This window comes from Marilutibacter chinensis, from assembly GCF_021725675.1.
In the GTDB taxonomy this organism is placed as follows: Bacteria; Pseudomonadota; Gammaproteobacteria; order Xanthomonadales; family Xanthomonadaceae; genus Marilutibacter; species Marilutibacter chinensis.
Genome location: NZ_JAKJPO010000016.1, coordinates 22,706 through 45,234 on the forward strand (window position 1 = coordinate 22,706; position 22,529 = coordinate 45,234).

The 22,529-nt window shown below is 68.1% G+C and carries 17 protein-coding genes and 8 tRNA genes; 19 read left to right on the forward strand and 6 right to left on the reverse strand.

From position 1 onward, the window contains the following. Positions 1 to 64: 64 nt before the first annotated feature. Both phoB and L3V18_RS16800 read right to left on the reverse strand, forming a co-directional pair. Entirely contained in the window at positions 65 to 760 is a 696-nt protein-coding gene (gene phoB / locus L3V18_RS16795) for a phosphate regulon transcriptional regulator PhoB (protein WP_237056461.1), read from the reverse strand. A gap of 299 nt (positions 761 to 1,059) precedes the next feature. After that, on the reverse strand, positions 1,060 to 2,721 hold the full coding sequence (locus L3V18_RS16800) for a M48 family metalloprotease (RefSeq protein WP_237056463.1): 1,662 nt from the start codon (positions 2,719 to 2,721) through the stop codon (positions 1,060 to 1,062). Positions 2,722 to 2,994: 273 nt separating this feature from the next. Here L3V18_RS16800 and grxC point away from each other — a divergent pair, with 273 nt between their 5' ends. The 4 genes from grxC to L3V18_RS16820 all read left to right on the forward strand — a co-directional run bounded on the left by grxC (position 2,995) and on the right by L3V18_RS16820 (position 6,613). Continuing rightward, positions 2,995 to 3,273, forward strand: a complete 279-nt coding sequence (gene grxC / locus L3V18_RS16805; protein ID WP_237056464.1) for a glutaredoxin 3 — start codon at positions 2,995 to 2,997, stop codon at positions 3,271 to 3,273. A gap of 92 nt (positions 3,274 to 3,365) precedes the next feature. Further along, on the forward strand, positions 3,366 to 3,779 hold the full coding sequence (locus L3V18_RS16810) for a carboxymuconolactone decarboxylase family protein (protein WP_237056466.1): 414 nt from the start codon (positions 3,366 to 3,368) through the stop codon (positions 3,777 to 3,779). Between the two features lie 241 nt (positions 3,780 to 4,020). Beyond that, a complete protein-coding gene (locus L3V18_RS16815) occupies positions 4,021 to 5,046 on the forward strand; it encodes an isocitrate dehydrogenase (RefSeq protein ID WP_237056467.1) in 1,026 nt (341 codons plus the stop codon). 190 nt (positions 5,047 to 5,236) lie between these two features. Next, on the forward strand, positions 5,237 to 6,613 hold the full coding sequence (locus tag L3V18_RS16820; protein WP_237056469.1) for a Na+/H+ antiporter NhaC family protein: 1,377 nt from the start codon (positions 5,237 to 5,239) through the stop codon (positions 6,611 to 6,613). A 51-nt stretch (positions 6,614 to 6,664) separates the two neighbouring features. On the opposite strand, the gene L3V18_RS16825 is transcribed toward L3V18_RS16820, so the two are convergent. After that, a complete protein-coding gene (locus L3V18_RS16825) occupies positions 6,665 to 7,423 on the reverse strand; it encodes a Bax inhibitor-1/YccA family protein (RefSeq protein ID WP_237056471.1) in 759 nt (252 codons plus the stop codon). Positions 7,424 to 7,753: 330 nt separating this feature from the next. On the opposite strand from L3V18_RS16825, the gene L3V18_RS16830 reads away from it, so the two are divergent. The 14 genes from L3V18_RS16830 to L3V18_RS16895 all read left to right on the forward strand — a co-directional run bounded on the left by L3V18_RS16830 (position 7,754) and on the right by L3V18_RS16895 (position 18,386). Continuing rightward, positions 7,754 to 7,830, forward strand: a tRNA-Pro gene (locus L3V18_RS16830). 35 nt (positions 7,831 to 7,865) lie between these two features. Further along, positions 7,866 to 7,942 (forward strand) — tRNA-Arg (locus L3V18_RS16835). Between the two features lie 91 nt (positions 7,943 to 8,033). Next, a tRNA-His gene (locus L3V18_RS16840) sits at positions 8,034 to 8,110 on the forward strand. An 81-nt stretch (positions 8,111 to 8,191) separates the two neighbouring features. After that, positions 8,192 to 8,267, forward strand: a tRNA-Lys gene (locus tag L3V18_RS16845). Between the two features lie 181 nt (positions 8,268 to 8,448). Continuing rightward, positions 8,449 to 8,533, forward strand: a tRNA-Leu gene (locus L3V18_RS16850). A gap of 278 nt (positions 8,534 to 8,811) precedes the next feature. Then, positions 8,812 to 10,110: a trigger factor gene (gene tig, locus L3V18_RS16855; RefSeq protein WP_237056473.1), complete on the forward strand. Its 1,299-nt coding sequence runs from the start codon at positions 8,812 to 8,814 to the stop codon at positions 10,108 to 10,110. Positions 10,111 to 10,333: 223 nt separating this feature from the next. Beyond that, the gene (gene clpP / locus L3V18_RS16860) at positions 10,334 to 10,960 is read left to right on the forward strand and encodes an ATP-dependent Clp endopeptidase proteolytic subunit ClpP (protein WP_237056474.1); all 627 of its coding nucleotides are present in this window, start codon (positions 10,334 to 10,336) and stop codon (positions 10,958 to 10,960) included. 164 nt (positions 10,961 to 11,124) lie between these two features. Further along, positions 11,125 to 12,414: an ATP-dependent Clp protease ATP-binding subunit ClpX gene (clpX, locus tag L3V18_RS16865; protein ID WP_237056476.1), complete on the forward strand. Its 1,290-nt coding sequence runs from the start codon at positions 11,125 to 11,127 to the stop codon at positions 12,412 to 12,414. Between the two features lie 337 nt (positions 12,415 to 12,751). Beyond that, positions 12,752 to 15,202 (forward strand): endopeptidase La, encoded by a 2,451-nt coding sequence (lon, locus tag L3V18_RS16870; protein WP_237056478.1) that lies wholly within the window; start codon positions 12,752 to 12,754, stop codon positions 15,200 to 15,202. A gap of 248 nt (positions 15,203 to 15,450) precedes the next feature. Further along, complete coding sequence (locus L3V18_RS16875; RefSeq protein WP_237056479.1) at positions 15,451 to 15,723, forward strand: HU family DNA-binding protein; 273 nt, start codon at positions 15,451 to 15,453, stop codon at positions 15,721 to 15,723. 70 nt (positions 15,724 to 15,793) lie between these two features. Further along, a tRNA-Val gene (locus L3V18_RS16880) sits at positions 15,794 to 15,868 on the forward strand. Positions 15,869 to 15,946: 78 nt separating this feature from the next. Then, positions 15,947 to 16,023: transfer RNA gene (locus tag L3V18_RS16885), tRNA-Asp, on the forward strand. Between the two features lie 123 nt (positions 16,024 to 16,146). After that, positions 16,147 to 16,223 (forward strand) — tRNA-Asp (locus tag L3V18_RS16890). 183 nt (positions 16,224 to 16,406) lie between these two features. Beyond that, positions 16,407 to 18,386 (forward strand): peptidyl-prolyl cis-trans isomerase, encoded by a 1,980-nt coding sequence (locus L3V18_RS16895; RefSeq protein ID WP_237056482.1) that lies wholly within the window; start codon positions 16,407 to 16,409, stop codon positions 18,384 to 18,386. A 164-nt stretch (positions 18,387 to 18,550) separates the two neighbouring features. Here the strand turns inward: L3V18_RS16895 and L3V18_RS16900 are convergent, their stop codons facing one another. From L3V18_RS16900 to gloB, 3 genes are all read right to left on the reverse strand, one after another. Continuing rightward, on the reverse strand, positions 18,551 to 19,348 hold the full coding sequence (locus L3V18_RS16900; protein WP_237056484.1) for an enoyl-ACP reductase FabI: 798 nt from the start codon (positions 19,346 to 19,348) through the stop codon (positions 18,551 to 18,553). A 147-nt stretch (positions 19,349 to 19,495) separates the two neighbouring features. Beyond that, a complete protein-coding gene (locus L3V18_RS16905) occupies positions 19,496 to 20,749 on the reverse strand; it encodes a lytic transglycosylase domain-containing protein (RefSeq protein ID WP_237056485.1) in 1,254 nt (417 codons plus the stop codon). Next, the gene (gloB, locus tag L3V18_RS16910) at positions 20,746 to 21,522 is read right to left on the reverse strand and encodes a hydroxyacylglutathione hydrolase (RefSeq protein ID WP_237056487.1); all 777 of its coding nucleotides are present in this window, start codon (positions 21,520 to 21,522) and stop codon (positions 20,746 to 20,748) included. Before gloB ends, L3V18_RS16905 begins: the two co-directional genes overlap by 4 nt. 364 nt (positions 21,523 to 21,886) lie before the next feature. On the opposite strand from gloB, the gene L3V18_RS16915 reads away from it, so the two are divergent. Further along, positions 21,887 to 22,528 carry a methyltransferase domain-containing protein gene (locus L3V18_RS16915; protein ID WP_237056489.1) on the forward strand — a complete coding sequence of 214 codons (642 nt, stop codon included), beginning with the start codon at positions 21,887 to 21,889 and terminating at the stop codon, positions 22,526 to 22,528. Position 22,529: the final 1 nt, after the last annotated feature.

Genomic DNA, 22,529 nt, shown 5'->3' on the forward strand with positions numbered 1-22,529 from the left:
ACCGCGGTCGGGTGTCCGCGCAAAGCCCCGTCGCGGCTTGCGCCGCGCCTGCGGGCTCTCGGGCTCAGGCTTCGACCGAGGCCGAGAACCGGTATCCGGAGCCGCGCACGGTCTGCACCATGCCGTCGAGACCGTGCGGCTCGAGGGTCTTGCGCAGACGCCGGATGTGCACGTCCACGGTGCGCTCCTCGACGTAGACGCTGCCGCCCCAGACATGATCGAGCAGCTGGGTGCGCGAGTACACCCGCTCGGGATGGGTCATGAAGAAGTGCAGCAGCCGGTACTCGGTCGGGCCGATCTGGACCGGCTGGTCGCCCGCGAACAGCCGGTGGGCGGCGCCGTCGATGCGCAGATTGCCGACCGTCACGCTGCCGTCCTCGTCGTCGTCGCGCGAACGCCGCAGCACCGCGCGGATCCGCGCCAGCAGCTCGCGCGCCGAGAACGGTTTGACCACGTAGTCGTCGACGCCGGCCTCCAGGCCGCCGACGCGATCGTTTTCTTCGCCGCGGGCGGTCAGCATGATGATCGGGATCTCGCGGGTCAGCGATTCCTTGCGCCAGCGCCGGGCCAGTTCCAGGCCGCTGGTGCCGGGCAGCATCCAGTCGAGCAGGATCAGGTCGGGCACGCGATCGGCGATGGCGGACTGCGCTTCGCGGGCATCGCCGGCGTGGACCGGCTCGTATTCCCCCTTGCGCAGGGCAAAGGAGACCATGTCTCGAATGGCGGGTTCGTCTTCTACGATCAGGATGCGCTTCTGCACGCGGTCACCAGTGGGGGTCGATGCGAGCCATCTCGGGCGCGCCGGCCTGGCGGCTTCCCGAGCCGACGGACTCCGGCCGGGACCGGTTTCCGGCTTCGTCCGGGGGCGACGCGGACGCGGGACCCGTGCCGCGCTCCCGTGAGCGGTGCGTCCAAAGTGCACCGCCGGGCCCGAACCGCCGGGCCTCCGAAGCGGCATCAGTAGACTACGGTTTTATGACTGTCGCATGACATCGCGCTCTGCCGCGGTGCGGCCGACCCGGACTGGCGCTCCTGCGGGCTGTTCTGCCCGCCCGGGCCTCAATATCGCCGCAGATCCTCGTCACGGATGCCCTGCCTTCGCAGCTCGAGCACGGTCGGGGTGATCGCGGCGATCCGCGAATCGATCCTGGCGCGGGCGTAGTAGTCCAGATCGTCCCGCTTCTTGAGGTTTTCCAGGCGCACCAGGGCGAGTTCAGGGCGCCCGTTCAGGTAAGCCGCCTCGGCATAGGCCTCGCCGGCGCGGACCAGGTCGCCGGCAATCTCGCACGCACGTGCGAACACCTGCTGGAACTCGGGGTCTTCGCCGGAACGCGCCAGCAGCGGCCGCAGTATGGCCTGGGCGCGCTGCCCGGCTTCGCGGGTATCGCGCTCGGCCAGCGTGCGGGCGTAGGTGAGCGCGACCGCGCGGTCGTTGGGCGCGCGCCGCAGCAGCGCCTCGAAGCGGTCGTCGGCGGACGCGCGCTTGCCGCTGCGGGCCTCGGCCTCGGCGAGCGCCAGCGTGACCCAGGTGTCGCCGGGACGTCTGGCGAGCAGGGCGGACAGCACCTGAGCGGCTTCGCCGGGCTTGCTCGCCTGCAGCAGGGCGATCGCCCGCCCGTACTGCTGGGGCTCGCTCAGGGCGCGGCTGCCGGCGATACCGTCGTACTCGCGCAGGGCCTCGGCCGGCGTGCGGGCACTGAATACCCGAAGCCGCTCGCGGGCGAAGTCGAATTGCCCGCTGCCGCCCGCCGCCGCGGTCGTGGCCAGATCGGGCTTGAGGTTCTGCGGCAGCAACGGGTTCAGCGTGGTGCCGGTGTCGTAGCGGGGCTGACCGACCGGGTCCTCGCGGCATTCGTCGGGGCCGTCCGGGTCGCGTACGCACACCGAGCCGGCGCCGCTGGCGCGGCGCAGCTGCTCGGCGCGCTGCTTGGCCTCGGTGATTCGCATCGTGGTCACCGGATGGGTACGCAGATAGTCAGGAAAATCGTAGTAACCAGCCGCGTTCGTCCTTGATTTTGCCTGCATCGTCGCAAAAAAGTCCGCCATCGCGACCGGGTCGTAGTCGCTGCGAGCGAGCGTCTGGATGCCGATGCGGTCGGCCTCCTGCTCGTTCGAACGGGTGTAGTCGATCTGCCGCTGTTGCATCAGCCCCATCGCGCCGGCCATCGCCGCCTGCGCGGCGTCGTCGGCGGAGTTGCCGCCAGCGGCCTGGGCTGCGACCAGCGCGCCGAGCATTGCCAGCAGGATCGGGATCTGGTCGCGCTGGGCGCGCTCGACCCCGCGCAGCACGTGGTACTGGGTGACGTGGGCGATCTCGTGGGCAAGCACGCCGGCCACTTCGTCCTCCCGCTCGCCGGCCAGCACCAGCCCTGCGTTGACGCCGATGTAGCCGCCCAGTGTGGCGAAGGCGTTGATCTGGCGGTCGCGCATCATGAAGAAGGTGAACGGCTGGTCCGGGCGGTCGCTGTGCGCGGCCAGGCGGTTGCCCATGCTTTGCAGCCAGCTGTCGATCAGCGGGTCCTCGAGCACGTACTCGTAGTGCCGCAGCTGGGCCAGCATCATCGCGCCGTACTGTTCCTGCTGCACCGGACTGAGCAGCTCGCCGGCGGACGAGCCGATGTCCGGCAGCCGCGACTCCTGCGCATGTGCGTCGTGCGCGGGCGTGCATGCGAAGGCCAGGGACAGGGTGACGGCGGCGGCGAGGGGAGCGAGGCGGGGCAAGGACGTGTCTCTGCGTTGGGGGCGATGGCGGAGCGAAGCAAGGACGATGAACGATGGGCGCTTCCCGAGCATGGGCCGACCCGGCGACGAAGGCATGAACCGGCGGTAACCGGAGCGGCGCCCTCGCCGCACGGCCGTCGCCAGTCTGCCACGCAGCGTTCCATCCATCGGCGTGCCGGACCGGCTGGAAAAAGGAGCCCCGGGGGCCCATATTTTCCGCGTCGGCATGGTTTGACCACGACAAGCGTCACGAGTTTCCACAGGAGTCCGCACTTGAACGCCCCCAGCGACCGCACCGGTCCCGAGATCACCCTCTACACCTCGGCCATCTGCCCGTACTGCGTGGCGGCCAAGAATTTCCTCAGGAGCAGGGGGCAGCAGTGGAAGGAGGTGCGGATCGACCTCGACCCGACCGAGCGCGAGCGCATGATCGAACGCGCCCGGCGCACCAGCGTGCCGCAGATATTCATCGGCGATACCCACGTCGGCGGTTACGACGACATGATCGCGCTGCACCGGGCCGGCGGACTCGATCCGTTGCTCGAGGGCTGAGACGGGCCGCCTGCACGCCGCCGCGCAGGCCCGCGGAGGTCGCCCGCCAGTGGCGGCCGCATCGCCGCAATTCCTCTCCAGAACGGACACACATGAGCAACGACGACACCGACCGCATTGCCGAGTTCACCGCGTTCCGCAAGCGCATGAACGAGCGCATCCTCGCCGAACCCAACCAGGTCGTGCGTCGATTCTTCGCGCTGGACACCCAGACCTACCAGGCCGGGGCGCTGGACGTGAAGACCAAGGAGCTGCTCGGCCTGGTCGCGTCGCTGGTGCTGCGTTGCGACGACTGCATCAGCTATCACGTCGCCCAGTGCCGCGGGGCCGGGGTGAACCGCGAGGAGATGTTCGAGGCGTTCTCGGTCGGCCTGGTGGTCGGCGGGTCGATCGTGATTCCGCACATGCGCCGCGCAGTCGCGTTCCTGGACCAGCTTGAACTCGAACGGCCGGGAGACGGGGGAGAAGCCGCGACGGCGGTCAAGCCCGATCACGACCACACCTGAGCCACGTCGCCCGCCCCGGCTTGCGTGGGTTTTCCCCCTCTGCACGAGCCTGCCGCGGGCCGGTCTGCGGCGGTCTGGTGCGGCGCCCGGTTTCGGTTGGGCCCCGCCCGCAGGCGCTTGCGCGGTGGGATCGGACGATGGTTGCATCTGAAAAGAGACCGCGCCTCAGGCATAATTGCGCGGTTCACCATTCGGCGCCGCATCTCCCCCTGCCAGGCGCCCCAAAGCTGGAAGATCCCCTATGACGCAGACTACAGCGGTTAAACAGACCGTCACGGTCATCCGTGGCGATGGCATCGGCCCGGAGATCATGGACGCCACCCTGCACGTGCTCGACGCGATGCAGCTTGGCCTGCAGTACGAGGAGGCCGACGCCGGCCTGGTCGCACTGGAAAAGCACGGCGAACTGCTGCCGCAGGCGACCCTGGATTCGATCCGCAGGAACCGCGTAGCGCTGAAGAGCCCGCTGACCACACCGGTCGGTGAAGGGTTTTCCTCGATCAACGTCGAGTTGCGCAAGCGCTTCGATCTTTATGCGAACGTGCGCCCGGCCAAGAGCTTCCCGAACACCAGGTCGCGGTTTCCCAGCGGCGTCGACCTGATCACCGTGCGCGAGAACACCGAAGGCGCGTACATCGGCGAAGGCCAGGAGCTGTCCGCCGACGGCGAGACCGCGGTACTGACCCAGAAGGTGACCCGTCGCGGCTCCGAACGCATCGTCCGCTATGCCTTCGACCTGGCCCGCAAGACCGGGCGCAGGAAGGTCACCGTGGTGCACAAGGCGAACATCCTGAAGTCGACCTCGGGCCTGTTCCTGAGGACCGCGCGCAAGGTCGCCGAGGAGTATCCCGAGATCGAGTGCGAGGAGATGATCGTCGACGCCTGCTGCATGAAGCTGGTGATGCAGCCGGAGAAGTTCGATGTGATCGTCACCACCAACCTGTTCGGCGACATCATCTCCGACCTCTGCGCCGGTCTGGTCGGCGGCCTCGGCCTCGCGCCGGGCGCCAACATCGGTTCCGACGCGGCGATCTTCGAAGCCGTGCACGGCACCGCGCCGGACATCGCCGGCCAGGGCAAGGCCAATCCCTGCGCGCTGCTGCTGGGCGCGGCGCAGATGCTCGACCACCTCGGCATGCCGGAGAAGGCGACGAAGCTGCGCGAGGCGATCGTCGCCACGCTCGAGGCCGGGGACTCGCTGACCCCGGATCTGGGCGGCAGCGGCGACACGATGTCGTTCGCCAGGGCGATCGCCAGCCGGGTCTGATCCGGCCGGTCCGGACCGCGAACGGGGCGCCTTCAGGCGCCCTTTTTCGTGTGGACGTTTCCGGGCGGGATGCCGGCGGACCCGAGGGAAACGTCCGGATCGCGCGCCTCACCGTTCCACCGGCCGATCTCGACACCATCCGGTCCGTGCTCCAGAATGACCCGGTTTATTCCTTCATTCGGATGGAAAGATGAAAAAGGATGGCGCCGCTGCCGTGCCGCCGCCCGTGCGCCCCAGCGCGGTCGCGCTGACGCCGCTGCTGCTGTTCCTGCTGCTGTTCTTCGGTGCCGGCATCTATTTCACCAGCCATGGCGAGGCGATGGGTTTCTACCAGTTGCGCGCGCCGGTGGCGGTGCTGCCGGCGCTGGCGCTGGGCGCATGGCTGGCGTGGCGGCGCGGGATCGCGCCGCTGGACACCGTGCTGGCCGGAATGGGCCATCCGAACGTGATGCTGATGTGCCTTGTGTTCCTGCTCGCCGGCGCGTTCGCGACGGTGACCAAGGCCGTCGGCGCGGTGGATGCGGTGGTCGCGCTCGGTCTCGGCGCGCTGCCGGCCTCGCTGATCCTGCCCGGGCTGTTCCTCGTCGCGGGCTTCATCTCGCTGGCGATCGGCACTTCGATGGGCACGATCGCGGCAGTGGTGCCGGTCGCGCTGGGCATCTCCGACGCAGCCGGCCTGGACGCCGGCCTGGTACTCGGCGCGGTCGTCGGCGGAGCGATGTTCGGCGACAACCTGTCGATCATCTCCGACACCACGATCGCCGCGACCCGCAGCCAGGGGTGCCGGATGCACGACAAGTTCCGCGAGAACCTGAAGATCGCGCTGCCGGCCGCGGTGGTCACCCTGGTGCTGCTCGGCGCGATGGGCGATGTCGCGCCGGTACTGCCGCCGGACGATCCGGTCAGCCGTTGGCTGGTGCTGCCATACCTGCTGGTGCTGGCCCTGGCCCTGGCCGGAGTCAACGTGGTGCTCGTGCTCGGCGTCGGCCTGGTGATGGCCGGGGTGCTCGGCGTGGTGGCGGGTGCCGGCTACGACGCGGTCAGCTTCGCCAGCGACATCTACACCGGTTTCGAGGGCATGATCGAGATCACCCTGCTGGCCCTGCTGATCGGCGGGTTGGCCGCGCTGATCAAGGCCTGTGGCGGTCTGGACTGGCTGGCGCAGGCGATTGCGCGATTTGCGCGCGGGCACAAGGGCCGTCGCGCCGGCGAGGCCAGCATCGCCGCGCTCGCGGCCGGCAGCGACGCGCTGACCGCGAACAATACGGTGGCGATCCTGATCAGCGGCAGCCTGGCCCGCGACATCGCCGTGCATCACGGCATCAGCGGCCGGCGCAGCGCCAGTCTGCTCGACATCTTCTCCTGCGTGATGCAGGGCGTATTGCCCTACGGCGCGCAGATCCTGCTGGCCGGCTCGCTGGCCGGGCTGTCGCCGTTGCTGATCGCCGGCAAGGTCTACTACTGCTGGCTGCTCGCGGCCGCCGCGATCGTGTTCATGCTCTGGCCTTCGCGGCAGCGAAGTCCTGCGGAAGCGGCGCCGGCCGGGCAGGGCGGGGCGGCACAATGAGGAAGGGGCGCCGATCGGCGCCCCTTCCGTTTTTTCCGGTCCGCGAGCGCGTCAGTCGCGCGACTGCAGCTTGGCCAGCAGGCGCAGGAACTCGATGTACAGCCAGACCAGGGTGACCAGCAGGCCGAACGCGCCATACCACTCCATGTATTTCGGCGCGCCGTGTTCGACGCCGCTCTCGATGAAGTCGAAGTCCAGCACCAGGTTCAGCGCCGCGATCACCACCACGAACAGGCTGAAGCCGATGCCGACGATGCCCGATTCATGGATCAGCGGGATCTGGATGCCGAACATGCCCAGCACCATGCTCGCCAGGTAGACCAGGAAGATGCCGCCGGTGGCGGCGACGATGCCGAGCTTGAAGTTCTCGGTCGCCTTGATCAGGCCCGATCGATAGGCGAACAGCAGCGCGAACAGGGTGCCGAAGGTCAGCAGCACCGCCTGCATCACGATGCCCTCGTAGAAATGGTTGTACATCGCCGAGATCGCGCCGAGGAAGAAACCTTCGACGATCGCGTACAGCGGTGCGGTCACCGGCGCCCATTCCTTCTTGAACACGGTCACCAGCGCCAGCACCAGGCCGCCAATCGCGCCGCCCCACATGTAGGGGCCGGCGCCGACCGGGCCGTCTGCGGTGAACTCCACCTGGCTCCACGCGAAGGCCGCGGTGATCACGCACAACAGCAGGAGCACGCCGGTCTTGTTGACGGTGCCGTTCAGGGTCATTGCCTCGCCGGGATTGCGGACGACGGTGCCGCTGGCGAGATCGAGAAAAGTGGATTCCTTCAGTGCCGGGTTGCCGCTGCGCATGCGTGCTCCTTGAACGTGACTCGCTGATTGGGGCCGGGGCGGCGGTGACCCCGGCCAGCAGATGGATCCTGACCGCGAGGATACACCGCCCGAGCCGCAACTCAGCTGGCGGTCAGCTTGCGGGGCCGGACCGCGGGCCGGTTCGGGCCATGTTCCGGGCGAAGCCCGGGCACCTGTACGGCACCCGGATGCCGACGCCGGAGCAATGGTGCGATGGCGGCGTTCCACGCGCGGATCGTCCCGGCCGCGCGCGCGCGTTGACAGCAGCCGGGGGCGCGCCCAAAATGTCCGACCTTTCGCGGCGTTGGCGCGCATCGGAAGGCCCGGCTTCGGGGCATAGCGCAGTCTGGTAGCGCATCTGCTTTGGGAGCAGAGGGTCGGGGGTTCGAATCCCTCTGCCCCGACCAACGACCTGCCAATGCCGGTTAAGATTGCGGACCACGCGCCCGTAGCTCAACCGGATAGAGCACCGGCCTTCTAAGCCGGTGGTTGCAGGTTCGAGTCCTGCCGGGCGCGCCAAGAAGCAGTGAAGAGGGAAGGGATCGGAAAAGAGCGGAAAGTGTCGTTGCCGACGTACTCTTTGCGATGCCCCCTCCCGGTTTTTTCAGTGGTGGCTGTAGCTCAGTTGGTTAGAGTACTGGATTGTGATTCCAGTGGTCGGGGGTTCGAATCCCCTCAGCCACCCCACTTCATCCCGGCCTGCGGATTTTCCGGAGCCGGGTGTTTGCCAAAGCGAGCGGGTCTGCTATCATTCCGCTCCTCAGATTTGGGCCGTTAGCTCAGTTGGTAGAGCAGTTGACTCTTAATCAATAGGTCCAAGGTTCGAATCCTTGACGGCCCACCAAATCCGAAAGGCACCCGGCGCAAGCCGGGTGCTTTTTGTTTGTCGGGCTGCCTGACGCGAAGCCGCGTACCTGCCGGGTCGGCGTCGAGGCTTCGGCTGTTGCCCTGAATTCGTCGCTGCGGGGCGACTGGCCCTAGAATGAGCGGGTGTCGCCGGGGCGCTGCCGGTCGACGAGCGCATCGCGAAAGTGGCGGAATTGGTAGACGCCCTGGATTTAGGTTCCAGTGCCGCAAGGCGTGGGGGTTCGAGTCCCCCCTTTCGCACCACGTGCATGCAAGGCAGACCGGCCGCCCGGGTGCTTCGTCCGAGGGCACGGAGCCCCGGGCTCTTCACGTAGACCCACTGGCAACCCCCGCCAAACCGCTCCTCCCGAGGGCCGTTCGCCGTCCGGGGAGCCGTCTGCAGGCGACCCGCTGGCAACCGGCCGCCCGATCGGCGAAAATAGTCCGTTCCGCCGCCCGCACCTGCACGGGTGCCGGCGGCATCATGGACAGCCTCAAACAACATCGTGCCGCGGCGGCCTGCCCCGGTAGCAGGAGTGGATATGCAAGTTTCGGTTGAATCCGTCGGTAACCTCGAGCGCCGCATGACCTTCAGTCTCCCGGCCGACCGGCTGGAGGCCCAGGTGGGTGGACGCCTGCGCGAGATCGCCCGCGGCGCCAAGATCAAGGGTTTCCGCCCCGGCAAGGTGCCGGCCAAGGTGATCGAGCAGCGCTTCGGCCAGCAGGTGCGCGCCGAGATCCTCGACGGCATGCTGCGTGAAGGCTTCCGCAACGCAGTGCGCGAACAGTCGCTGCACATCGCCGGCAATCCGAGCATCGAGCCGGTCGAGGGCGGTGAAGACCTGGCCTATGTGGCCACCTTCGAGGTGGTGCCGGATTTCGGCGACATCGACGTCGAGAAGCTGAACGTGATCCGCCACACCGCCGAGGTCGCCGAGGCCGACATCGACGCGATGATCGAGAACCTGCGGCTGCAGCGCCGCAGCTGGAATCCCGTCGAGCGCGCCGCGGCTGAAGGCGACGCGGTCGAGGTCGAGACCTGGTCGCAGGCCGGCGACCAGCGTGTCCCGGCCGAAGGCGTGGAGCGCGGCACCACGGTGATCGGCTCCGGCGCGATGTTCCCGGCGATCGAGACCGCCCTGGTCGGCCTCAAGGCCGGCGAGGAGAAGCAGGTCGAGGTCGAGTTCCCGGCCGACTGGCGCCTGCCGGCGTTCGCCGGCAAGAAGGTCGACGTGCACCTGAAGGCGGTCAAGGTATCCGAGCCGGTGCTGCCGGAGGTCGACGCCGACTTCATCAGGAGCTTCGGGGTCAAGAGCGGCGAAGCCGAGCAGTTCCGCGCCGACATCCGCACCAACCTGGAGCGCGAGCTCAAGGGCGCTTTGATGACCCGCCTGCGCCGCGAAGTCGGCGAGCAGCTGATCGCCGTGTACTCCAGCGTCGAGATGCCGCCCCGGCTGGTCGAGAACGAAGCCCGCGAGATGGCCCGCCAGGCAGCCGAGCAGGCGCGCCGGCAGGGCCGCAAGATCGGCGAGATCCCGGCCGATGCGCATCTGGGCTTCATCGAGCCGGCGCGCAAGCGCGTGCTGGTCGGCCTGATCGTGGGCGAGGTCGCCCGCCGCAACGAGCTGAAGCTGGACCCGGCCCGGGTCAACGAGACCCTGCGGCTGATCGCCTCGACCTACGAGGAACCGCAGCAGGTGATCGAGCTGTACCGCAACGATGCGCAGCTGATGAGCGGGCTGCAGGCACGGGTGATGGAGGAGCAGGTGATCGACTGGATCGCCGAGCGGGCCCAGCACACCGAGCAGGCGCTGAGCTTCAGCGAAGCCATCCGCCAGTAAGCGGATCCGTCGACGGCGGGCATCCGGGTTCCACGAGTCCGCCCGGGCGTCGACGAGGGGCATGGCCGGCGCCAGCGCCGGGCCGGCCGTTGCCGTTCTGGGACCCGGCAGCCACGTCGCGAGTCGGTTGCCTGAGTGCGAACGCGACTGCCTCTTGCGTCGCGTCGCGATTGGCCCCAACTTTGGACGCATCACCCCACACAGCTTTACAGGTGCCGTACTGATGGACAACCGAATCCAAGCCCTCAACCTGGTGCCGATGGTGGTCGAACAGACCAGCCGCGGCGAGCGCGCGTACGACATCTATTCGCGGCTTCTGAAGGAGCGGGTGATCTTCCTGGTCGGCGGGGTGGATGACCACGTGGCCAACGTGATCGTCGCGCAGATGCTGTTCCTGGAGGCGGAGAACCCAGAGAAGGACATCAGCTTCTACATCAACTCCCCGGGCGGGATAGTGACTGCCGGCATGGCGATCTACGACACCATGCAGTACATCAAGCCCGACGTGAGCACGATCTGCGTCGGCCAGGCCGCGTCGATGGGCGCGCTGCTGCTGGCGGCGGGCGCCAAGGGCAAGCGCTACGCGCTGCCGAACTCGCGGGTGATGATCCACCAGCCGCTCGGCGGCTTCCAGGGGCAGGCGACCGACATCGACATCCATGCCCGCGAGATCCTGGGCATGCGCCAGCGTCTGAACGAGATCCTGTCCAAGCACACCGGGCAGGCGCTGGAAACGATCGCCCACGATACCGAGCGCGACAACTTCAAGGGCGCCGAAGCCGCCCGCGAGTACGGTCTGGTCGATCAGGTGCTCGAGCGCCGTCCGGACGAGTCGATCCAGGCGGGCTGAGCCGCGGACGAAGTTCAGGGCTGTAAGTTTTTGATTCCACACACTTTTAGGCAATCGATCCGACCCGGCTGCCGGGCCGGATCGCTGTGCTATTCTCGGATCGCATCCGTGGCCCCGGTGGGGCCGGAGGCGGTTCACGGCACACGCAACATTTGGGCAAGAGCATGAGCGACGACCGACAGGGCCGACCCCCCACAGACAGCAACAAGATCCTCTACTGTTCGTTCTGCGGGAAGAGCCAGCACGAGGTCCGCAAGCTGATCGCGGGTCCCAGCGTGTTCATCTGCGACGAATGCGTGGAGCTGTGCAACGACATCATCCGCGAGGAGCTCGAGGAGAAGGCGCAGTCGGCGCGCAGCCACCTGCCCAAGCCGAAGGAGATCCTCGAGGTCCTCGATCAGTACGTGATCGGCCAGCAGCGGGCGAAGAAGACCCTCGCCGTCGCCGTCTACAACCACTACAAGCGGATCGAGAGCCGCCAGCGCAACGACGACGTCGAGCTGGCCAAGTCGAACATCCTGCTGGTCGGTCCGACCGGTTCGGGCAAGACCCTGCTGGCCGAGACCCTGGCGCGGATGCTCAACGTGCCGTTCACGATGGCCGACGCGACGACCCTGACCGAGGCCGGCTACGTCGGCGAGGACGTCGAGAACATCATCCAGAAGCTGCTGCAGAAGTGCGACTACGACGTCGACAAGGCGCAGCAGGGCATCGTCTACATCGACGAGATCGACAAGATCTCGCGCAAGAGCGACAACCCGTCGATCACCCGCGACGTGTCCGGCGAGGGCGTGCAGCAGGCGCTGCTGAAGCTGATCGAGGGCACGATCGCCAGCGTGCCGCCGCAGGGTGGCCGCAAGCATCCGCAGCAGGAGTTCCTGCAGGTCGACACCCGCAACATCCTGTTCATCGTCGGCGGCGCGTTCGCCGGACTGGACAAGATCATCCAGCAGCGCAGCACCGAGGCCGGCGGCATCGGCTTCGGCGCGAAGGTGAAGAGCACCCAGCGCAAGGTCGAGATCGGCAAGGTCCTCGCCGACGTCGAGCCCGAGGACCTGATCAAGTTCGGCCTGATCCCCGAGTTCGTCGGCCGCCTGCCGGTGGTGGCGACCCTGGAGGAACTGGACGAGCCGGCCCTGGTCAAGATCCTGACCGAGCCGAAGAACGCGATCACCAAGCAGTTCCGCAAGCTGTTCGAGATGGAAGGCGTGGAACTGGAGTTCCGGCCCGATGCGTTGACGGCGATCGCCCGCAAGGCGCTCAAGCGCAAGACCGGCGCCCGCGGCCTGCGCACGATCGTCGAGTCGGTGCTGCTGGACACGATGTACGATCTGCCGTCGCTGGAGAATGTCAGCAAGGTGGTCGTCGACGAGTCGGTCATCGAGCACAAGTCCGAACCGTACCTGATCTACCAGACCCCCCCGGCCTCGCCGAAGGTCGCCGCGGCCGACTAGGCCACGGCGCTCCCGCATCCGTCGACGCCGCCTGGAAACAGGCGGCGTTTTCATTTGCAAGTGGCTGATTTGGCTGGGGATGCGCGACATGTGCGCGATGCGGGCCAAACATCTGCTTGCATCTGTCCGCGCCGGCCCCCATAACCGTGCCAAAGGGCCGTTCGCCCCTACGAGCCGTGGCTCCCAACCAAGGCTCCATGCGCCGCGGAAAGCGGCTCACGGACCAGGTGCGCAGGCGCCCGGTCCGGCGGGAGCGAGGCCGGGCTTGACCAGCCCTGCGACGTCCGGCAAACCCACCACGGGTTTGTCCGGGCCTTTCCCCAGTTCCGGAGACATCATGACCGACTCCCCCCTCAGCACCGCTCCCGACTTCGACCCCGGTCGCGCGCCGCTGGATCTGCCCGTGCTGCCGCTGCGCGACGTCGTCGTCTTTCCGCACATGGTCATTCCGCTGTTCGTCGGCCGCGACAAGTCGATCCGGGCTCTGGACGTGGCGATGGAGGCCGACAAGCGCATCCTGCTGGTCGCACAGAAATCCGCCGAGACCGACGACCCGGGCGCCGACGACCTGTACGCGACCGGCACGCTGGCGCAGGTGCTGCAGCTGCTGAAGCTGCCCGACGGCACGATCAAGGTGCTGGTCGAAGGCGTGTCGCGGGTGAACGTCGACCAGGTCGAGGAGCGCGACGGCCTGCTGTCGGGCCGCGCCGAAGTGGTGGCGCCGGTACTCGACCGCGATCCGCGCGAACTCGAGGCGATCAGCCGTTCGCTGATGGGCCTGTTCGAGCAGTACGTGAAGACCAACCGCAAGCTGCCGCCGGAGCTGATCCAGACCCTGTCCGGCATCGACGAGCCCGGGCGCCTTGCTGACACCATCGCCGCCCATCTGGGGGTGCGCCTGAGCGACAAGCAGAAACTGCTGGAAACCCATGGCATCGGCGAGCGGCTGGAGCAGCTGGTCGGCCTCGTCGACGGCGAGATCGACGTGCAGCAGCTGGAGAAGCGCATCCGTGGCCGGGTCAAGTCGCAGATGGAGAAGAGCCAGCGCGAGTACTACCTCAACGAGCAGATGAAGGCGATCCAGAAGGAGCTCGGCGAGATCGACGATGCGCCCAACGACGTCGAGGAGCTGACCCGCAAGATCGCCGAAGCCGGGATGCCCAAGCCGGTCGAGACAAAGGCGAAGAACGAGCTCAACAAGCTCAAGCAGATGTCGCCGATGTCGGCCGAGGCCGCGGTGGTGCGCAACTACCTGGACTGGCTGCTGGGCGTGCCGTGGAAGAAGCGCAGCAAGGTGCGCAAGGATCTCAGGGCCGCGCAGGACGTCCTTGATGCCGATCACTTCGGGCTGGAAAAGGTCAAGGACCGGATCCTCGAATATCTTGCGGTGCAGACCCGCGTGAAGCAGATGAAGGGGCCGATCCTGTGCCTGGTCGGTCCGCCGGGCGTCGGCAAGACCTCGCTCGGCCAGAGCATCGCCAAGGCGACCAATCGCAAGTTCGTGCGGATGTCGCTGGGCGGCGTGCGCGACGAGGCCGAGATCCGCGGGCATCGCCGCACCTACGTGGGCTCGATGCCGGGCCGGATCGTGCAGAACCTCAACAAGGCCGGCACCCGGAACCCGCTGTTCATGCTCGACGAGATCGACAAGATGTCGATGGACTTCCGCGGCGACCCGTCCTCGGCGCTGCTGGAGGTGCTCGATCCCGAGCAGAACAATTCCTTCAACGATCACTACCTGGAGGTCGATCTCGACCTGTCGGAGGTGATGTTCGTCGCGACCTCCAACTCGCTGAACATCCCCGGTCCGCTGCTCGACCGCATGGAGGTGATCCGCATCCCCGGCTACACCGAGGAGGAGAAGCTCAACATCGCGATGCGTTACCTGCTGCCGAAGCAGATCAAGGCCAACGGTCTGCACGAAGGCGAGCTGAAGGTAGGCGAGGCCGCGGTGCGCGACATCGTGCGCTACTACACGCGCGAATCGGGTGTGCGCAGCCTCGAACGCGAGATCGCGAAGATCTGCCGCAAGGTGGTCAAGGAGATCGCACTGGCCGGCCCGAAGGCGAAGAAGAGCGCGCTCACCGTGAGCCCGAAGAACCTGGACAAGTACCTGGGCGTGCGTCGCTACGACTTCGGTCGCGCCGAGGAACAGAACGAGATCGGCCTGGTCACCGGCCTTGCCTGGACCGAGGTCGGTGGCGACCTGCTGCAGATCGAATCGACCCTGGTGCCGGGCAAGGGCCAGCTGCTGCTGACCGGCCATCTTGGCGACGTGATGAAGGAATCGGCGTCGGCGGCGCTCTCGGTCGTGCGCGCGCGCACCGAGCGGCTCGGGATCGACCTGGACTTCCTGCAGAAGCACGACGTCCACGTGCACGTGCCCGAGGGTGCGACGCCGAAGGACGGTCCCAGCGCCGGCATCGCGATGGCGACCTCGCTGGTGTCGATGCTGACCCGCAATCCGGTGAAGGCCGATGTGGCGATGACCGGCGAGATCACCCTGCGCGGCCGCGTGCTGCCGATCGGCGGTTTGAAGGAGAAGCTGCTGGCGGCGTTGCGCGGCGGCATCCGCACGGTGGTCATCCCGGAGGAGAACCGCAAGGATCTCGTCGACCTGCCGAAGTCCGTGACCCAGGGGCTGGACATCAAGCCGGTGAAGTGGATCGACGAAGTGCTCGAGATCGCGCTGGAGCGGCCCGTGTCGCCGGCGCCGGTGTCCGGGCAGGGCGAGCTGCCGGTGCGTGGCCAGGATGAGGACGCATCGCGCGCCGGTGTCAAGCACTGAGTCGGCCCGTTCGTCAGAATCGTCCGGCAAACGCTGAAACCCGCGTCAGAGCTAGCTTTCAGGCTTGCTGGGCTCGGCACCCACTGGTATAACGAGCGCAACCTCGCGCTGTCGCAAGCCTGCCCGTGTAAGTGCGCTGCGGTGCGTGGTCAAATCGACCGGTGTCGATTCCTGGCAATGAGGTCGGGAGTCGAGCTTCTCCGGTTTTCAGAACAAGGCGGCCATGACCGCAAAGGGAGTCAAAACGAATGAACAAGGCTGAGCTTATCGAGGCTGTCGCTGAAGCGGCCGATCTGTCCAAGACCGATGCAGCGGGTGCAGTCGATGCGTTTGTCAGCGTGATCACCAAGGCGCTCAAGAAGGGCGACACCGTGACCCTGGTCGGCTTCGGCACCTTCCAGGTCCGTAAGCGCGCCGCCCGTCAGGGCCGTAACCCGAAGACCGGCGAGACCATCAAGATCAAGGCCTCGAAGAATCCTGCATTCAAGGCTGGCAAGGCGCTGAAGGATGCAGTAAACTAACGAGCTCGGCCGGCGGCACTGGTCGGGTCGCGGTCCAGACCGCATCCCGATCGGCGCCGAAGGACACGCCGGGTGCTTAGCTCAGTGGTAGAGCGTCTCCCTTACAAGGAGAGGGTCGGGGGTTCGAAACCCTCAGCACCCACCAGCATCCCGCCACTGATGTCGACGACTCCGATGTCGGTAGCGCCAAGGTGTGATGAAGCAGTTTGGGTTTCAGTAGTGCGGAGCGGTAGTTCAGCTGGTTAGAATGCTGGCCTGTCACGCCGGAGGTCGCGGGTTCGAGTCCCGTCCGCTCCGCCAGTAACACACAGAGGGCGCCCGTCGGGCGCCTTCGTCATTAAGTGAGAGTCCCGGATTTCCATGCCGCATGGCAGGAGGCCGGAGACACGACCCTCCGGGGTCGCGACAATCGATCAAAGACGCGGAGCGGTAGTTCAGCTGGTTAGAATGCTGGCCTGTCACGCCGGAGGTCGCGGGTTCGAGTCCCGTCCGCTCCGCCACTTTTCAACGGCATCCCGGAAGCATCCGGGGTGCCGTTTCTTTTTGATGGTCTCCTTCTGGCGGCCTTCCGGGGCACGGAACGCGCCGCCGGTCCGGCGACGCGGTACGCCCGCGGCGGCAGGGCGCCGCGAATCCCGAAGCGCGGTAGACTGTGCGGCTTCCGCATCGACGCATCCCCGAACATGCTGCAGAAACTCCGCGAGAAATCTTCCGGCCTGCTGGGCACCATCGTCCTCGCCATCCTGATCGTGCCGCTGGGCCTGTTCGGCATCGACCAGTATCTGGTGCAGAACACCAACGACACCGTGGCACGGGTCGAAGCGCCGCCGACTTGGTGGCCGTCCGCGCCGTCGTGGTGGCCGGCTTCGATGCTGTGGCGGCAGGAGGAAGTCACCGTCGGCGACTTCCGCACCCGCTTCGAGCAGGTCCGCCAGCAGACCCGCGCGCAGCAGGGCGACGCCTTCGATCCGCGCGAGTTCGAGAGCCTCGACAACAAGCGGCTGGTGCTGGAGGCGCTGATCGACCAGCGCGTGCAGGGGCTCGCCTCGCAGAGCGCGGGGATCGCCGTCAGCGACGCGCTGGTCCGCCAGACCATCCAGGACATCCCGGCGTTCCAGGTCGATGGCAAGTTCAACGCCGAGCGCTACCAGCTCGCGCTGGCTTCGCAGGTCCCGGCGCAGTCGCCGAAGGCGTTCGAGCAGACCATCCGCGAGGGCCTGCAGCAGACGCTGGTGCCGGTCGCCCTTGGCGGCAGCAGCTTCGTCACTCCGTCGGAGATGGAGCGTCTGATCAGGCTGATCGGCGAGCGACGCGATGCGCACATGCTGTTCCTGCCGCCCCCGGCGCAGGACGAGGCGCCGGTCGGCGATGAAGCGATCAAGGCGTGGTACGAATCGCACGGCGCGGACTTCCGGGCGCCGGAGACGGTCTCGCTGGAGTATGTCGAGGTCAGGGCCTCCGAGCTGCCGCCGCCGGCTCCGGCCGACGAGGCCACCCTGCGCGCGCGCTACGAGGACGAGAAGGCCAAGTTCGTGACCCCGGAGGAGCGCCTGGCCTCGCACATCCTGGTCGAGGTCGCACCCGACGCCGACGAGGCGGCGCAGAAGGCCGCGCAGGAGAAGGCCGTGGCCCTGGCCGCGAAGGCGCGCGCGGCAGGTGCGGATTTCGCCGCGTTGGCCGCGGAAAACAGCGACGACATCGGCTCCAAGGGCAATGGCGGCGACCTGGGGTGGGTCGGCAAGGGCATGATGGTCGAGCCGTTCGAGGAAACCCTGTTCGCGATGGGAGAACCGGGCGTCAGCGACCCGGTCAAGACCGACTTCGGCTGGCACGTGATCCAGCTGCGCGAGATCAGGAGCGGAGAGGTCGAACCGTTCGAGCAGGTGCGCGACGCGCTGGCCCGCGAGCAGGCCGAGACCGACCGCGAGCGTGCAGTCAACGACCTGATGACCCGCGTCGTCGACCAGGTCTACAAGAACCCGAACAACCTCGACGGCGTCGCCGCCGAGGCCAGCCTGGCCGTGCAGAAACTCGGTCCGGTCGGCCGCGACAGCAGCGACGGCATCATGGCCAACCCGGCGGTGAAGCGCGCCGCCTTCGACGAGGCGCGCATCCAGGACGGGACCATCAGCGATCCGATCGAGCTTGAGCCGGGCCACCACGTGCTGATCCGGGTCGCCTCCCACCAGCCCGAGCGCGCACGTCCGCTCGACCAGGTCCGCGACGAAGTCGTCGCCGCGATCCGTGCCGATCGCGCGCGGCAGGCGGCGAAGGCCGAGGCCGAGGCGCTGCTCGCGCGGATGAAGGAAGGAGAGACCTTGCAGGCGATCGCCGAATCGAAGTCGCTGCCGGAACCTCAGCCGATGCCGGGCGTGATGCGCGGCATGCCGATGCCGGACATCGTGGTCAACCAGGCGATGTTCGCCGCCGAGCCGCCGAAGGAAGGCGCCCCGACGCCGGGAATGGCGGTGCTTCCGGGCGGTGGCGCGGTGCTGTTCACCGTCGACAAGGTCCTCCCGGGCGACACCGCGACGATCAGCGACGCCGAGCGCGAGATGTTGCAGGAGCAGCTGCGCCAGGTCGCCGGCGTCGACGACGTCAAGGCGTATACCGCTGCGTTGCGCAAGCAGATGCAGGTGGCGGTGTTCGAGGAGAACCTCTAAGCCTGCGCCTGCGGCGACTGCCACGACACGCTCCGGTTGCGGCAGTTCCATCCGGAGCCGGAAACGACGAAGGCCCGGCGCTTGCCGGGCCTTCCTGTTTCAGCGACCGGATCGTTGATTCCTTCGCCTGTCCCGCATCCGCAAAGATGCCGGGCGCGGCCGGATCACTCGCCGCCGTCGCCGATCCCGGTCATGCCGAGGATGTTGTAGCCCGCGTCGACGTAGGTGATCTCTCCGGTGATGCCCGATGCCAGGTCCGAGCACAGGAACGCGGCGGCGTTGCCCACGTCCTCGATGGTCACGGTGCGGCGCAGCGGCGCGTTTTCCTCGACGTGGCCGAGGATCTTGCGGAAGCCGGCGATGCCGGACGCGGCGAGGGTCTTGATCGGGCCGGCCGAGATCGCGTTGACGCGGATGCCCTCGGGGCCGAGGTTGTAGGCGAGATAGCGGACGCTGGCCTCGAGGCTGGCCTTGGCGACGCCCATCAGGTTGTAGCCGGCGAGTGCGCGTTCGGCGCCGAGGTAGCTGAGGGTGAGGATCGCCCCGTTGCGGCCCTGCATCAACGGTCGCGCGGCCCTGGCCAGCGCCGACAGCGAATACGCCGAGATGTCGTGGGCAAGGGCGAAGTTCTCGCGGGTCAGGCCGTCCAGGTACTGGCCGGCGATCGCCTCGCGCGGCGCGAACGCGATCGCGTGGACGACGATGTCCAGGCTGTCCCAGCGTTTGCCCAGTTCGCCGAAACAGGCCTCGATCTGTCCGTCGTCGGTCACGTCCAGAGGCAGCACGATATCGCTGCCGGCTTCGGCTGCCGCGGCCTCGACGCGCGACCTGAGCTTGTCGTTCTGGTAGGTGAAGGCCAGTTCGGCACCCTCGCGGTGCATGGCCTCGGCGATGCCGCTGGCGATCGAACGCTGGCTGGCGATGCCGGTGATCAGGGCGCGCTTGCCTTGCAGAAAACCCATGGAAACTCCCTCGGTGGTGGGACATGGCCGCGGAGCGCGGCCGAGCAAAGACTCTAGTCTAGAGCCTGCCGGGGACGTTGCGGGAGCAATCCGCCATCGAAGTACCCGCGCAGCCGGGATGCCGGCGCCACCCGCGCCCCATGCCCGTCAATCCACGGTCGTCGTCGTCGCTGCCGTTCCCGCTTCCGGCGCGGGACCGACCTGCAGGCGTTGGCCGGGCTGCAGCACGCTGCTCGTGGTCAGACCATTGCGGGAGAGCAGCTCGCCGACGCGCAGGCCATAGCGACGGGCGATCGTCCAGGGATTGTCGCCGCGGACGACCACATGCTGGCGGGATTCGGCGGCAGTGACGATCGCGGACGCGTCGGCGACCGTCGTTCCCGTTTCCGGTTCGGACGACGTCGCGATCGCCGCCGGCGCGATGCCGGAAGCCGGTGCCAGCAGGTAGGCCGGGCGTCCGTTGGGGCGGTGAATCCGGCCGCTCGCGTAGACCGGATTCAGCCGCTGCAGCCGCCCCGGATCCTGGCCGGCGCGGTCGGCATACTGGGCGACGCTGCGTACGTCGTCGGGCACTGGAATCGCCTGCAGGCGAGGCACCGGCCGGTCCAGTGCCTGCAGCCAGGCTTCGTCCTCGCTGGCCTCGAGCATCAGGCAGGACAGGGCATGGATCTTGCGCACGTAGGCCTGGGTGATGCCGGGCATGCCGGGCAGCTGTTCGGGCTCGGCGTCACGCGCCGCCACGCCGCCGCGACGCAGCGCGCCCAGCACCCGGTACTCCCCGGCGTTGTAGGCCATCACCGCCAGTCGCCAGTCGCCGGCGAACATGCCGTGCAGGGTCTTGAGGTAGCGCACCGCGGCCCGGGTCGAGTCGACCGGCGACAGGCGCCCGTCGTAGCGGGCGCCCACCGGGACCTTGTGGTTGCGCGCGGTGACCTGGACCATCTGCCACATCCCGACCGGCCCGGCCGGACTGCGCGCGCCCGGCTTGTAGCCGCTCTCGATGAACGGGATCAGCGCGTATTCGGTGGGCAGGTGCGAATCGCGCAGCGCATCGACGACGTATCCGAACAGCGGCAGCAGACCGTCGCCGGGCGTGGCGAGCCGGTCCGGCGCATGCGCGAAGTGACGGCTCCAGCGTGCGCTGGTGTCGGCCTCGCATTGCGGGTCGGCAAGGCCGTCGCGGAACCGGTCGAAGATCTCGCGGCCGTTGCGGGTCCCGGCGGGCTGTGCCGGTCCGGCGTCCGTCGCGGCGGTTCCGGCCGCGGTCGCACCATCGACGCCGGTTGCGGTGTCTCCGCCGGCGGGGCCGTCGGCCGCGTGGGCGACCGCCGAGGATGCCAGCAGCAGCGCCGCGAGCCCGGCCAGCCGGCAACCGGCCCTGCGTCCGTTGCGGCCGCTCATGCGACGAACCCGTCTTTCCAGCGCCGCAGCTCGGCGAAGGTCTCCACCGCGTCGTGCGGAGGGCGTCCCAGCCGCCGCGCGACCGCGGCGTTGACATCGGCCTGCTCGCAACGCAGGAACGGATTGCAGGCGCGCTCGCTGGCGAGCGTACTGGGCAGGCTGGGACGTCCGGACTGGCGCATGGCCTTGGCCTCCTCGATGCGGCGCAGCAGCGCCGGATTGTCGGGTTCCACCGCGCGTGCGAAGGCGGCATTGGAAAGCGTGTACTCGTGCCCGCAGCAGACCAGGGTCCCGGCAGGCAGCACCGCGAGCCGCTGCAGCGATTGGTGCATCTGGGCCGGGGTACCTTCGAACAGGCGCCCACAGCCCAGGCTGAACAAGGTGTCGCCGCAGAACAGCCAATCGTCTCCATCATGGGTGAGATGAAACGCGATGTGGCTGGACGTATGGCCCGGAACCTCGATCACGGAGGCGGCCATGCCCAGCACGTGGAAACGGTCGCCGTCGCCGACACGGTGATTGGCTGGAAGGATCCGGGGATCGTGCGGGGCGTACACCGGCAGCTCCGGCCAGCGCTCCAGCAGCGCGCCGGCGCCGTCGATGTGGTCGTAGTGGTGGTGGGTCAGCAGCACGGCCGCGGGACGCAGGCCGGCATCGGCGGCGGCGAGCACCGGTTCCGCCTCGCCCGGGTCCACGACGATCATGCGGCCATCGTCGTCCGAAAGCGTCCAGATGTAGTTGTCCTGGCGCGAGGGCAGGGCGCGCAACCGCATCTCAGGGCCTGCCTGCGCCTGCGGGAGACGACACGCGGGAAGGCGCGCTCGAGCGCAGGCAGTGCGACATTCTCCCCCGATCGTTCATGGACATCGTTCCTCGCTGTTCCCTGCGCCGCGCGCCTGCTCTGATCTGTCACTGCATCGTCGCGGGGTCGGCCAGGCGCTCGAATCCCGCGCGCAAATCCCGCAGAATCGGAGGCCCTCCCTTTCGCCATGCGGACCGTCCCTGGCCGACTCCGGCGACCGGCGGCCGCCGCCGGTCCGACACGATTCCGCGACCATGCCCGCGCTGCACCCGTCACGTCAACCTGAACAGCCGGGGACCGGTCCGGCCTGGTTTGCCGGGCCGCGCGGAGCGGGCTTGCTGCGGGCGGAGGCACGCGCGATGGAGCGCGTGCTGGCCGGTATCCCCGCGCTGCCCTGGCTCTGCATCGGCGCCGAAGGTGCCGACTGCCCGTACAGCGAGGCAGGCCGTGGACTCTACCTGCGTCGGGGCGGGGGCGGCTTCGAAGGAGCGCTGCGCTGCGGCCTGCCGTGGCCACTGGCCAGCGAAACCTTCGGCGCGGTGCTGCTCCAGCACGTGCTCGACGACAGTCTTGGCGACACCGCCGCGGTGCTCGACGAGTGCATGCGGATACTCGCGCCCGGCGGAGTGTTGTGGCTGGCGGCGCTCAATCCGTGGAGTTCGTACCGGACGCGCTGGTGGCGTGCCGGGCTCAGCGCGCACGGCCCGGGATACTGGCAGACGGCACTGGCCCGGGCCGGCTTCGCGGCCGATGCGGTCAGCCTGCAGTGGCTGGGCCCGCGCTGGCATCCGGAAGACGCCGAGGCGGGGGTCGGCGCCGCCGACCGCCTGCGCGCCGCCATCGCCCTGACCGTCAGCAAGCGCGTGCATGCGGCGATTCCGCCGGCCGCGCTGCGCAAGCTGCGGTTGCGGACAGGGCTCGGATCGGCGCGAACACATGCGGGCGCCTTGCGGCAAGGGCCGGGGCCGAAGCCATAAT